Below are 12377 nucleotides of genomic sequence, written 5' to 3'. Positions count from 1 at the left end.
GGTAGCCGAGGCCAAGGTGGGGCAGGACCTGACCGCGTTTCACTTCACCACGGCGTGAGAGCTCCACCGAATCGCCGCCGAGCGCAGGGGCCGACCAGCGGGTCGGCCGTGGTGCCGATCATTTCTCGAACCAACGAGACTTCCGAACGGACGGACTGGAGCGGCCAGGAAAGCGTCAGGTTCCCGCAGCGGAAGATCAGCTACCGCCTCGTCGACGACCTGCCGGGCCCGGATCCTCGCGTTCGACCTGCTCCAGCTCAGCACCAGAATCCAGTTCGACGGTGCCCTACGACGATCGTCGTAGCCAGCTGCTCGCGCTGTCTCGCCGACTTCCGGGCCGGCTTCTTCGATGGCGCCGTCGAAGAAGCCGCCCGGCGCGTGGCGCGGGAGATCACCGCCGACACTGGCGCACGTGCCGGGGAAGCGGTGTCGGCTACGGAGCCCGATCGAAGACGTCGCAAGTGCCGGGGCCGCGGTCCGATGTCTCCGACACCGAGATCGCCATCACCTGATCGAGCGGGAATCCGGTGAACGTGAACGTCGCCCCGGCGTCTTGCCCACCGATCGTCTTGTGCTGCGTGCTGGGGCGCTCGTCGAAGGTCTCGGCGAAGACGGTCAAATTCGCGGGGCCCGGGTAGGTGACGTGGACATCGAACCCACCGGCGGTCGCCGTCGCGGTCGCCGTGTACGGGTCGCAGATCAGTTGCTCGAGGTTCTCGACGTGCGCGTGCAGCAGGCCGGCCGCACGCAGGATGGCCGCCTCGCCGGTGCCGCCGTCGGTTGCCGTAGCCGACGACGTCGCCGCATCGTGGGCAGCCTGGGAGGGCTGCAGACTCTCCGCTCGACGAGCGTTTGCGCCGACCCCGACCATCACGACGACCAGCACCGCCCCGAAGATCCACGGCCAGCGCCGCCTCGCTCTGGACGCTGGTTGTGGCGGGACCATCGGGTGTGAGTTGGACACTGGTGCTCCTTCGCTGACATCAACACGACATGGTCGGTCCGACCCCGCCCGGCGTTACCGGCCGCCGCCGGGAATTCGGCTCCCGACGACCCAGGCGCTTCCTCCGACGAGCAGCGCGTCTGCAGCGGACAACACGAGGCGGCCATCGTGCAGCCGCCGCCGGCGAACAACGGCGCTGGCTAGAGCACGTTCACGCCCACGGGCAGCACGCACTGACCGCGAGCCAGGCCGTAGACGGCGAGCCGGCGTCGAGTGAGCGGATTCACTGCACGGTCTTGATCAAGAAGGTGTGGCAGATTCGCCTACGCCGAGATTCTTCCCGGCGACAAAGGCCGACCTGTGCTGCTTCCGCAACCGGACCGAGCCCGAATGGGCCTACCCCCAGGACTCGACGAGTCGCTCGGAGCCCGCTTCGGACATCGGCTGCACGACCTACCTCGGCACGTCACTGGATCACCGTGATGCCCGCGCAGTCGATGGTCGCGCTGACCCCTTGGCCACGGCCGTCGGAGCGCTGAGCGGGCCGGCTGAGAATCTGATCACCGGTGATCGAGGTCGTGTTGCCGGCCGCGTCCTAGGAGACCAGCAGGTCGGAGACGGCATCCTGGGGGAAGGCGGCTGCCGTACCGCAGTCGGCCGACACTGTCTTCTGTTCAGCCGGAACGATCGCAGCGGCTCGAGGCCGGAGATCGGCCGTGTGGCTGTGGCGGATGACGACCACGGATCGCCGATGGTGTCCGTCGAACTCGTCCCCCGCTCAGCGAGTACTACCGCGTCACGGCGCTCCGTTCCCCGCCGAACGCTCCTGCGGATGAGTGGCCAGTGCCTCGACGTTGACGTCCATCCACTTCCACATCGGCAGCGAGGTCAGGGCGTCGTGCAGGGCGGCCGGGTCTTCGGCCTCGTACAGGCCGATGGTCGCGTTGCGGCCCGGCACCCGCCACAGTCGTTTGAGCACACCGGCGGCGCGCAACTCGTGCGCGCGCTCGCGTTCGGCCTTGCGTAGGCGCTCACGGAGCTCGTCCGGGGTCTCGGGCGGGAGCAGGTTCTCGGTGCGGACCAGGAATTCCACGGTTCCTCCGGTGGGCTACGACTTCGCGATCGCGAGCAGGCGGTCCGCGAGCTCGCCGGGCGCGGTCACCATGGCCTCGTGCCCGGTGGCGATCTCGTGCACGGGCCAGCCGCGGTTCGCGGCCCGCTCCGCGTGGGTCCGGAACACCCGCATCCAGTCCGTGCACTCGACGAACTCCGCGGGCACGCCCTCGCCCGCGCCGGTGAGACGCAGCGGCTCGGTGTAGGTCAGCCACGGCTGCGGCGTCAGGCGCGGGCCGAGCCACGCCAGGTCGGCCTCGTCCGTCACGCCGAGCACACTCAGGGACCGGACGGGGATGAGCCAGCCGAAACCCGGGCCGGCCACCGACTCGCGGTAGTGTCCGGCGACCTGCTCGGGCAGCAGGTCGATGGCGGCTTCGCCGTCACGGCCGGCGAACGCGTCGAGGTACACCCGCTTGGCGAGCCGCTCGGGCACCCGATCGGCGATACCGGTGACCACCTGCCCGGCGTAGCTGTGCCCGACCAGCACGACGTCGCGCAGGTCGTGCGCCTCGAGCAGGTTCACGACGTCCTGGATGTGCGTGCCGAGCCCCACCGCGGGGCTGAGCAGGTGGGCGCGGTCGCTGAGCCCGGTCAGCGTCGGTGCGAAGACCTCGTGGCCGGCCGAGCGCAGCGCGGGGGTCACCCGCTGCCAAGCCCAGCCCCCGTGCCACGCTCCGTGCAGCAGAACGAAAGCGGTCATACGGGTGCTCCCCCGTTCTCGAACAGCGCCAGCGCGGCCGCGGTGTTGGACGCCGGCACGTGGTAGGTCTCGTGGATCCGCGTGATCCGCTCCTCCATCGCGCCCCGCATCACCAGCCACATGATCAGCTCGATGCCCTCAGTGCCGGCCTGGGCGACGTACTCCTCCCGCGTGAGCCGCGTGAGGGCCTCCGGGTCGGTCTCGATCTTCTCCAGGAACATGCGGTCGAACGGCGTGTTGATCAAACCCGCGCGGGCACCGGCCAGCTGGTGCGACATGCCTCCGGTGCCGAACACCGCGACGCCGAGATCCTCCGGGAACGACCGGATCGCGCGGCCGATCGCCTGCCCCAGCGCGTAGCAGCGGGCGGCCGTGGGCTGCGGGTGCTGGATGACGTTGACGAGCACAGGCACCACCGCACACGGCCACTGCTCCCCCGGATCCGGGCAGTACACCGACAGCGGCACGGTGAGGCCGTGGTCGACGTCGAGGCCGTGGAAGGTCGCGATGTCGAAGGAGTCGTCGATGAGCCGGCGGACGAGGTGCTCACTCAGCTCCGGCGCGCCGACGACCGGTGGCACCGGGCGGCGGCCCCAACCCTCGTCGGCCACTTCGTAGGACTCCGCGGTGCCGACCGCGAAGGTCGGGACCAGGTCGAGGTCGAGCGCGTTGGCATGGTCGTTGTACACGATCACCGCGACGTCCGGCCGATGCTCGGCCATCCACTCCCGGGCCGGGGCGTACCCGTCGAACAACGGTTTCCAGTACGGCTCGGCGGTTTTGCGGTTGTCCATCGCCGCGCCGATCGACGGGACGTGCGACGTGGCGAGACCCCAGATCACCCTAGCCAAGTTTCCGCCCTCCCGATCGCATCGCCTCGGCGAACTCCTCGGCCGTCATGCCGGTGAACACACCGCCGAGGTACTGCATGGACTTCCCGTCCAGCATCGCCAGTTTGTAGGTGTAGAAGACGGAGCCGCCGAGTTCGAGCATCCCGGTCCAGTCCCGCTCGAGGATCGCCTTCTTCTGCTCCGGCGACAGCCCGAACTCGTCGCAGTAGGCGGATTCGTCCTCGGTGAACCGCCGCCGGTTCCGTTCGTCCTTCAGCGACAGGCACATCTTGTTCAGCGCGTACCCCCGCCGGCTCGCGCGCAGGTCGAGCAGGTAGTCGTCACGGGCCTTCGTCATAGCCACTCCCTTCCGTTCCCCCGGCTAGAACACCACGGTGGTGGAGCCGTCCCGGACGACGCGGTCGTCGCAGTGCCACGCCACCGCGCGAGAGAGCACGAGCCGTTCGACGTCCGCCCCCTTTCGCTGTAGCTCGGGTACCGAGTCCCGGTGCGACACGCGGATGACGTCCTGCTCGATGATCGGCCCCTCGTCGAGGTCTTCGGTGACGTAGTGCGCGGTCGCGCCGACGAGCTTCACACCGCGCTCCTTCGCCCGCTGGTACGGCCCGGCGCCGACGAACGCCGGCAGGAACGAATGGTGGATGTTGATCACCGGCACGCCGAGCTCGGCGAGGAAATCGGCGGACAGGATCTGCATGTAGCGCGCCAGCACCACCACATCGACGTTGCCCTTGAGCAGGTTCAGCTGTTCTTTCTCAGCGGCCGCCTTGTCCCCCTTGCCCACCGGCACGTGGAAGAACGGGATGTCGAAGCCGCGCACGTCGTCGCCCAGGTCGGGGTGGTTCGACACCACCATCGGTACCGTCATGTGCACCTCGCCGCGGCGCTGGCGCCACAACAGGTCGAGCAGGCAGTGGTCCGCTTTGGACACCAGGATCGCGGCCCGCTTGCGCCGCCTCGCCTCCACCAGCCGGAACTCGAGTCCCAGCTGTTCGCCCAGGCGCGTTTCCAATGTCGCGTTCAGGTCGGCCAGCCGCGAAGGCAGATCCGCCAAGTGGAAAACCGTGCGCTGGAAGAACCGGCCGCCGGACGGATCGCTGGTCGACTGGTCGAGCGAGACGATGTTGGCGCCCTCGTCCGTCAGCACCCCCGACACGGTCGCCACGATCCCCGGCCGGTCCGCGCCCTGCACGATCAGGCGCCCGTAGTCGTCGTCCTGGGTGGCCCCGGTCACGCGCGCCCGTCCTTTCCCTCGACCCGGGCGAGCAGCTCCTGCCGCCACGCTTCGGTCTTCGCGAGCTCGTTGAACGTGAAGACGTGCAGCCCGTGGACGTTGCCGCCGCGCGGCGCCTCGGCGGCGAGCTGCCTGGCCAGTTTCGTCGGTTCGTAACCACGCGGCAGCAGCAACCGCCACATCAGGTTCTGCTGCTTGCGCAGGAACCGCGCCGACTGCCCCAGCCCGATCCCGGCCGAGATCCGCACGAGCTTCTGGCGGTTCACCGGGCCCGGCAGTCCGATGTGGACCGGCAGGTCGATCCCGGAGGCGGAGAGTCCCGCGGACCACGCGCCGGTGACCGCCGCGTCGAAGCAGATCTGGGTGATCACGCGGGTCGCGAGCGGAGCCTTCTGCCGCAACCCCCGCTCGAGCGCGGGGGCCGGGATCTTCGCGTGGCCTTCCGGGTAGCCACCGATACCGACGTCGGTGAACGGGTGGCCCAGGTCCTCCATCGCCCGCAGCAAGGCGTACGCGTCGGCGAACTCGCCCGCCGGCTTCGGCGCGTCACCCCCGATGACGAACACCGACCGCCCCCCGGTCTCACGCAGGCGGGTTACCACGTCGGCGACGTGGGCGCGGTCGATGAACTGCCGCGCCGGCAGGTGCGGAGCGACCTGATAACCGTGACGCAGCAGACGTTCGGTCAGGTCCAGGGTGGTGTCGATACCCTTCGCCTCGGTGACGGTGACCGTCAACGGGACGGCGGTGGGCACGTGCTCGAGCACGGCCGACTCGGTGCCGCGGAACGGCATCACCTCGTAGCTCATGGTCCGCACCAGATCGGCCAGATCCGGCCGCCGGCGCCCCGAGCCCGCAACCTCCTGCTGGATGGTCATGCGCCGCCCTCGTTTCCTCGTACCGCAAGCGCTGCCTGCCGCGCCGACCGGCGCGCCATCGGCCGGCCACCAGTAGAACGGAACGCCGATCGTTTTTCGTCCGGCAGGGAGGCCTAGTTCACCGCGACAAATGACGGGGGCGTCCGCCCTGCGCGATCCGCCTAGGTCGAATGACGTAGCCGAGACCGGCCTGCGGGACCTCACGCTCGGCACCTCCGCGGGCCTACCGTCCAACGGGGGCAGCCCAGGACCGGCGAGTGGCCCTCGGCCTTCCGGCGGCGTGCGACCGCCGCCGGGACCCAGACACCAGTCGCACGAGAACGGACCGCACATGAGCGCGAAAAGCCTGCAGGACGTGGTCGATCAGGCGGAGAACACGGTGGACCTGCTCCGCAATTCCCAGCTCGGCGCCTACATCTACCCGGTCGTCCCCGCCGAGTTCACCAACTTCCGCCGCGAGGTGATCGCCTGGCGGTCCACGGCCGTGCTGTTCGACCAGACCCACCACATGGTCAACCTCTTCCTCTCGGGCCCCGGCGCGCTGAAGCTGATCTCCGACACCGGCATCAACAGCGTCGCGAAGTTCCCGGTCGACTCGGCCAAGCAGTTCGTCCCCGTCTCGCCCGACGGCGGGGTGATCGGCGACGGCATCCTGTTCCGGCTGGCCGAGGAGGAATTCGTGTTCGTCGGCCGCGCCCCGGTGGCCAACTGGCTGACCTTCCACGCGAGCCAGGGCTACGACGTCGAGTTGCGGCTGGACCAGCGGTCGCCGTCGCGGCCGTACGGCAAGCCGGTGACCCGGGATCTGTGGCGCTTCCAGATCCAGGGCCCGAACGCCTGGCCCGTGATCGAAAAGGTCCACGGCGGCCCGGTGGAGCAGGTCCGGTTCTTCCGCATGGGACACCTGAACATCGCCGGCCGGCAGGTCCGGACCCTGCGCCACGGGATGGCGGGCGCGCCCGGCCTGGAGCTGTGGGGCCCGTACGAAACCTACGACGAGGTGCGCGAAACCATCCTGGAAGCCGGCCGCGAGTTCGGGCTCGAGCCGGCCGGGGCGCGCGCGTACTCGTGCAACACGATGGAGTCCGGCTGGATCCCGTCGCCGTTGCCCGCGATCTACACCGGCGAGCAGCTGCGCCCGTACCGCGAATGGCTCGGCGCCGAAAGTTACGAGGCGACCAACGCGCTGGCCGGCAGCTTCGTGTCCGACCGGATCGAGGACTACTACCTCAACCCCTGGGAGCTCGGCTACGGCTCGTTCGTCAAGTTCGACCACGACTTCATCGGCCGCGACGCGCTCGCCGCGATCGACCCCCAGAGCCAACGGCGCAAGGTCACCCTCGCGTGGAACGCCGAAGACGTGGGCACCCTGCTCACCTCACCCGTCGATCCGGACGGTCCCGGCTACCAGTTCTTCGACCTGCCCAACGCCAACTACGGCTCGTCGAACTTCGACTCGGTGCTCGACGCCGACGGCAACCGGATCGGGTTGTCGCTGTTCACCGGCTACAGCGCGAACGAGCGCGCCGCCCTGTCACTGGCCACGGTCAACCCCGACGTGCCGCTCGGAGCGGAGGTCCGCGTGGTCTGGGGCGAACCGGACGGCGGCTCCCGCAAGACCACCGTGCAGCCGCACGAACAGTTCTCCGTCCGGGCCATCGTCAGCCCGGCTCCGTACTCGGCGATGGCGCGCGAGAGCTACCACCCCGGCTGGCGCTCGGCCGTGACGGTGTGAGCACGCCGTGACCGTGCTTTCGCCGCGCTGCCGAGGTCGCCAGGGGCGTAGTACGGTGTGCGAGGCCGTCGTCGTCCCCGGGACGGCCTGTTGGCAGGTGACCGCACGGTGGTGATCGCACGTGACCCGACGGGGCGTCGGCTCTCTGGCGAACATCGACCTGAACTTGCTCGTCATCCTGCGGGAGCTGCTGCGCGAGCAGAACGTGACCCGGGCGGCCCAGCGCGTCGGTGTGACCCAGCCCGCCGCCAGCGCCGCGCTGGGGAGGCTGCGCCGGCACTTCGGCGACGACCTGCTCGAACGCACGCGCTCGGGATTCGTCCTCACCCCGCTCGGGGAGCAGCTGGCCGCCGAAATAGAACCGGTGTACCTGGGCGTCGAACGGCTCTTCTCACCCGAACCGGAATTCCACCCTGAAGACACCGAGCGTGAATTCACCGTTCTGACGAACGATTACGTCATCGCCGCGTTCGGCGAATCGCTGTCACGCGCACTCCACGCGGCAGCACCTCGTGCGCGGTTGAGCGTGAAAGTGGCGAAAGGTGAGCTGCCCGCGGATCTGCCGGAAACCCTCCGCGGAATCGACGTGATCATTTCCGCGCCGAAGTCCGCGTTCAAGGTCGACGAAATCCGAGGTCGGGAATTGTTCCGCGACCACTGGTCGTGTGTGGTGGCGGCCGAAAATCCGGTGGGGGACCGGCCGCGTCTCGCCGACCTGGAGCGGATGGCGTGGGTGATCCCCAACCACCCCGACGACGGGTACCCGGCGAGTTCACCGCTCGCGCCGGTGCTCGCCCAACTGTCCACGCAGCCGCAGGTCGCCGTGCGGGTGGACAGCTACCAGGCGACGCCGTACTTCGTGGCGGGCACGGACCGGGTCGCGGTGATGCAGCACCGGCTCGCCCGGCAGTTCGCCGACCGCGGCGATCTGCGCATCCTGCCGTACCCGGGTGACGCGCCACCGATCGTCGAAGTTCTGTGGTGGCACCGGAAGAACACCGAGGAACGCACGCACGCGTGGCTGCGCTCGGTGGTCGAAGAGGCCGCGGACGGCCTTCGTGAGCCCGAACGGGGTATTCACGGCGGTTATGCGGCGGGTGCAGACGATTTATTACCGAACCCCGCTCTGTGAGCCACATACTGGCAATCTGCGAAACACGGTGAAGCACTCTGGCCCGAGCGCACAAAGGAGTGTGCCTTGTCGAATTCAACGACGAGCAGACCGATCATCGACGTACTCCCCCTGATCGAGAACCAGAAAGTGGGGAGGTTCTGGACCGCACTCTTCTCCGTATCCTGGCTGGTCGCGTTTCTGGACGGCTTCGACCTCCAAGTCATCTCTTTCGCGGGCCGCTATCTGAAACAATCGTTCGACCTGACCAACACCGAACTCGGCACGCTGGGCACCGTGGGTGTCGTCGGGACTCTGCTGGGCGGGATCGTCATCGGCTACCTGGGTGACCGGGTCGGCCGCAAGCCCGCCATCGTCGTGTCGGTCGCCGGGTTCGGGATCTTCATGGTCCTGGTCGCCTTCGCGCAGGACTACCCCCAACTGGTGCTCCTGCGCCTGATCACCGGGCTGTTCGTCGGTGGCGCGCTCCCGCCGGTGTGGGCGCTGGTCAGCGAGTTCGCGCCGATCCGGCTGCGGTCGACGTCCGTGGTGATCGTGATGGTCGGCTACAGCATCGGCAGCGCGTCGGGCGGCCCGCTCTCGAACCTGCTGATCCCGCGCTTCGGCTGGCAGTCGGTGTTCCTCGTCGGTGGCGCGGCGTCACTGGTCGTGCTCCTCGCGGTGGTGCCGGCGCTGCCGGAGTCGGTCAAGTTCCTGGCGCAGAAGGGCCTCGCCCCGGACCGGATCAAGCGCACCCTGCTGCGCGTGCGGCCCGGGCTCTCGCTGCCGGACAACGCGACCTACGTCGTCGGGACCGACGTCGTCGAACGCAAGCACTTCACCCCGGTGGCCCTGTTCCGCGGGCGGCTGGCGGTGCTCACCACGCTGGTGTGGGCGTCCTACTTCTGCTCGGCGACGGTCGTGTTCTACCTGACGTTCTGGGGCCCGATCCTCAACGAGCAGATCGGCTTCAGCGTGTCGGCGGCCGCCACCCTCGCCGCGGGAACTTCCGCGGCGGGCGCGCTGGGACAGGTCCTGATCGGCCGCTTCATCGACCGCCGCGGGGCCGGGACCATCGCGATCATGCCGCTGCTGGCGGTGCCGTGCCTGCTCGTGATCGGGTTCGTCCACCTCTCGGCGCTGGCGTATGTGTTCGTGCTGCTGTTGTCGAACGTGTTCATCATCGGCGGCCACGGTGGCGTGATCGGCATTTCGGGCATCTTCTACCGCCCCGCGATCCGAGCCAACGGCGCCGGCTGGGCGACCTCGATGTCCAAGCTCGGTGCGATGCTCGGCCCGTGGCTCGCCGGGGTGCTCCTGGATCACGGTCTCAGTGCGCAGAGCACCTTCTTCGTGTTCGCCGTCTTCCCCGTCGTGATGATGACCGCGCTCCTGGTGCTGGGCCGCTTCCAGCGCCACCTCCCCGCCACCGCGGACGGTGCGCTGCGTCCCGTGACCACGGCCACCGACGCGGCCCGGCCCACTCGCGAGGAGACCACCACATCCGGCTGAACCACCGGAAACCGTGGACAGCGGAGGGCTTCCCGCGCACCGGGGAAGCCCTCCGCTGCGACGAGGGATCCCCGCCACAGCGGGGAAATCGCGGTGCCCGACGTCAGCCGGGTGGCGGAGTCAGTCCCTCCCGGATCGCCAGCAGCGCCGCCTGCGTGCGGGACGAGAGCTGCAGCTTGCTCAGCACATTGCTGACGTGCGTACGCGCGGTGCGCTCGCTGATCACCAACGTGTCCGCGATGTCCCGGTTGGCGAAGCCCCGCGCCACGAGCACCAGGATCTCCCGCTCGCGCGCGGTCAGCGCCGAGAGCCCGACCCGGGGCGCGGCCATCCGCCGGGTGAGCTGCTTGGCCACGGCCGAGTCGAGGTGGACCTCACCGGCCGCGGCGGCGCGGATGGCCGTGGCGACTTCCTCGGGCTCGGCATCCTTGAGCAGGTAGCCGGCGGCTCCGGCGGCGAGCGCGGTGTGCACGCGTTCGGCCTCGCCGAAGCTGGTCAGGACCACGACCTTCACCTCCGGGTGCTCCGCGAGGATTCGCCTGGTTGCCTCCGCGCCGTCCATCCGGGGCATCTGCAGGTCCATCAGCACCACATGGGGCAGCGGCCGCTCCAGCGTCCGCCACTCGCGCAGCAGCTCGATCGCCTGCTCCCCGTCCCCCGCCTCGCCGACCACCTCGAGGGCCGGCTCGATCTCGACGAACGCCCGCAGCCCGCGTCGCACCACCACGTGGTCGTCGACGAGCACGATCCGGATCATTTCGGGGCTCATCCGGTGGCCTCTTCCCGCACTCGCCGCAGCGGCACCGCCGCCCGCACCGTCCAGCCCCCGCCGGGGCCCGGCCCCGCCGCGAACCGCCCGCCCCAGCGCTCGGTGCGCTCGCGCATGGACACCAGGCCCAGCTGGTCGCGGCTGCCGAGGGGCTCGTCGCCACCGGCACCGTCGTCCCGGATCCGCACGACGAGGTCGTCGGCCTCGACGCGAAGGCCGACCTCGACGGTTGACGCACGGGCGTGCTTCACGACGTTGTGCACCGCCTCGCAGACGATCCGGTACAGGTCCTCCTGCACGTCGAGCGCGCCGGTCATCCGCAGCTCGTCGGCCGCGACCACGTCGATGACCAGCCCGGTCCGCACGCGCACGCTCTCGGCGTGCGCCCGAACGGCGGCCACGAGGCCGTGTTCGGCGAGGTCCAGCGGTCGCAGCTCGAACACCAGCAGCCGCAGGTCGGTGAGCGCGCCGGCGGACAGCTCGGCGAGCTCCTCGGCTATCGGGCGGATGTGCTCGAGCGCGGCGTCGCGACCATCGAGCCGGCCGCGCAGTGCCTTGGCCTGCATGCGCATCGAGAAGAGCTGCTGGACCACCGAGTCGTGCAGATCGCGGGCCAGCCGGCGGCGTTCGTCCGACTGCGCGCGCGTGCGGGTCTGCGCCAGCAACGACGCCGTGTCGATCGCGACGGCGGCGTGGTCGGCCATCGCCTGCAGGAACGCGAGCGAGCCCGCGCCCGGATCCTCCCCGGCGCGGTAATAGGCGTTGATCACGCCGACGGTGCGGGCGCGGACCACCATGGGCATCGCGACGAACCCGTCCCAGTCCGGCCGGTTCATGATCTCGTGCAGCGGCTCCCACGTCGGGTCGGCCATGATCGCGGCCTTGCGATGCACCTGCACCACCGGCTCGCCGCCGACGAACGCGTCGAAGAACCGCACGTGCGCCCCGAGCCGCCGGCACGCGCTGAGGCGGTCGACGAAATCGGCGGCCGGACCGAACCCCGCCATGCCGAGGATGCGCAGGTCGGCGGCCGGATCGTCGAGCGCCAGGATCTGCACGGCGACAATGTTGGCCGTCATCACCATCTCGCGCGCCACCGCGTCAAGGGTGGCCCGCAGCGAAAACGCCCCGGCCACGCTGGACGCGGCCCGCGCGATCGCGGTGAGCCGCTCTTGCTGACGCCGGACATCCGTGCGGTCGCTGAACCAGACCGCCTGCCCGCCGTCGGACAACGGCGACAGCCGGTACTCGAGATCCAGGACCCGTCCGCCCGGCACCGGCCAGCGAACGGTTTGCCGGCCACCGTCCGGCGCCACGGCGTCGGGCTTCACCGAGTCGGGCTCCACGGGGTCGGGCGCGAACGGCGCAGGCTCACCGATCAGGTCGGCTGCGGCCGAACCGAGCAGGGCCGCGGCCGAGTCGTTGAGGGCGGCGAAACAACCCGCGGCGTCGAGCAATGCGAGCCCGTCGGCGGACACCGAAACAAGGGCGTGGAGAGCTTCGGACGGCAATTCCGGCCTGCTTCCGC

12 protein-coding genes are annotated in these 12377 nt (G+C 69.8%); 3 read left to right on the top strand and 9 right to left on the bottom strand.

The window, feature by feature from the left end; translation table 11 throughout:
• Positions 1–433 precede the first annotated feature (433 nt).
• The 7 genes from K1T34_RS38915 to K1T34_RS38885 form a co-directional block, all read right to left on the bottom strand.
• Positions 434–886: a hypothetical protein gene (locus K1T34_RS38915; protein ID WP_220239712.1), complete on the bottom strand. Its 453-nt coding sequence runs from the start codon at positions 884–886 to the stop codon at positions 434–436.
• Positions 887–1739: 853 nt separating this feature from the next.
• Positions 1740–2036 (bottom strand): muconolactone Delta-isomerase family protein, encoded by a 297-nt coding sequence (locus K1T34_RS38910; RefSeq protein WP_220239711.1) that lies wholly within the window; start codon positions 2034–2036, stop codon positions 1740–1742.
• 15 nt (positions 2037–2051) lie between these two features.
• On the bottom strand, positions 2052–2759 hold the full coding sequence (locus K1T34_RS38905) for an alpha/beta fold hydrolase (RefSeq protein ID WP_220239710.1): 708 nt from the start codon (positions 2757–2759) through the stop codon (positions 2052–2054).
• Positions 2756–3610: a class III extradiol dioxygenase subunit beta gene (locus tag K1T34_RS38900; protein WP_220239709.1), complete on the bottom strand. Its 855-nt coding sequence runs from the start codon at positions 3608–3610 to the stop codon at positions 2756–2758. The genes K1T34_RS38905 and K1T34_RS38900 overlap by 4 nt, the downstream gene beginning before the upstream one ends.
• The gene (locus tag K1T34_RS38895) at positions 3603–3947 is read right to left on the bottom strand and encodes a protocatechuate 3,4-dioxygenase (protein ID WP_220239708.1); all 345 of its coding nucleotides are present in this window, start codon (positions 3945–3947) and stop codon (positions 3603–3605) included. Before K1T34_RS38895 ends, K1T34_RS38900 begins: the two co-directional genes overlap by 8 nt.
• A gap of 24 nt (positions 3948–3971) precedes the next feature.
• A complete protein-coding gene (gene purU, locus K1T34_RS38890) occupies positions 3972–4844 on the bottom strand; it encodes a formyltetrahydrofolate deformylase (protein ID WP_220239707.1) in 873 nt (290 codons plus the stop codon).
• The gene (locus K1T34_RS38885) at positions 4841–5722 is read right to left on the bottom strand and encodes a methylenetetrahydrofolate reductase (protein ID WP_220239706.1); all 882 of its coding nucleotides are present in this window, start codon (positions 5720–5722) and stop codon (positions 4841–4843) included. The genes purU and K1T34_RS38885 overlap by 4 nt, the downstream gene beginning before the upstream one ends.
• Positions 5723–6053: 331 nt before the next feature.
• On the opposite strand from K1T34_RS38885, the gene K1T34_RS38880 reads away from it, so the two are divergent.
• The 3 genes from K1T34_RS38880 (at position 6054) to K1T34_RS38870 (ending at position 10080) form a co-directional block, all read left to right on the top strand.
• The gene (locus tag K1T34_RS38880) at positions 6054–7457 is read left to right on the top strand and encodes an aminomethyl transferase family protein (protein WP_220239705.1); all 1404 of its coding nucleotides are present in this window, start codon (positions 6054–6056) and stop codon (positions 7455–7457) included.
• 121 nt (positions 7458–7578) lie between these two features.
• Entirely contained in the window at positions 7579–8589 is a 1011-nt protein-coding gene (locus K1T34_RS38875) for a LysR family transcriptional regulator (protein WP_220239704.1), read from the top strand.
• A 66-nt stretch (positions 8590–8655) separates the two neighbouring features.
• Positions 8656–10080 (top strand): MFS transporter, encoded by a 1425-nt coding sequence (locus K1T34_RS38870; protein WP_220239703.1) that lies wholly within the window; start codon positions 8656–8658, stop codon positions 10078–10080.
• Positions 10081–10183: 103 nt separating this feature from the next.
• On the opposite strand, the gene K1T34_RS38865 is transcribed toward K1T34_RS38870, so the two are convergent.
• Positions 10184–10849, bottom strand: a complete 666-nt coding sequence (locus K1T34_RS38865; protein WP_255637872.1) for a response regulator transcription factor — start codon at positions 10847–10849, stop codon at positions 10184–10186.
• A complete protein-coding gene (locus K1T34_RS38860; protein WP_220239702.1) occupies positions 10846–12360 on the bottom strand; it encodes a GAF domain-containing sensor histidine kinase in 1515 nt (504 codons plus the stop codon). The genes K1T34_RS38865 and K1T34_RS38860 overlap by 4 nt, the downstream gene beginning before the upstream one ends.
• Positions 12361–12377 lie beyond the last annotated feature (17 nt).

The sequence above is a fragment of the Amycolatopsis sp. DSM 110486 genome, from assembly GCF_019468465.1.
Lineage (GTDB): Bacteria > Actinomycetota > Actinomycetes > Mycobacteriales > Pseudonocardiaceae > Amycolatopsis.
This window is presented reverse-complemented; position numbering and strand designations above follow the sequence as displayed.

Excerpts from the sequence above, each read along its gene's own strand:
- K1T34_RS38905 (WP_220239710.1), bottom strand. The coding sequence starts at position 2,759 with ATGACCGCTTTCGTTCTGCTGCACGGAGCGTGGCACGGGGGCTGGGCT.
- K1T34_RS38895 (WP_220239708.1), bottom strand. The coding sequence starts at position 3,947 with ATGACGAAGGCCCGTGACGACTACCTGCTCGACCTGCGCGCGAGCCGG.
- K1T34_RS38885 (WP_220239706.1), bottom strand. The coding sequence starts at position 5,722 with ATGACCATCCAGCAGGAGGTTGCGGGCTCGGGGCGCCGGCGGCCGGAT.
- K1T34_RS38880 (WP_220239705.1), top strand. The coding sequence starts at position 6,054 with ATGAGCGCGAAAAGCCTGCAGGACGTGGTCGATCAGGCGGAGAACACG.
- K1T34_RS38865 (WP_255637872.1), bottom strand. The coding sequence starts at position 10,849 with ATGAGCCCCGAAATGATCCGGATCGTGCTCGTCGACGACCACGTGGTG.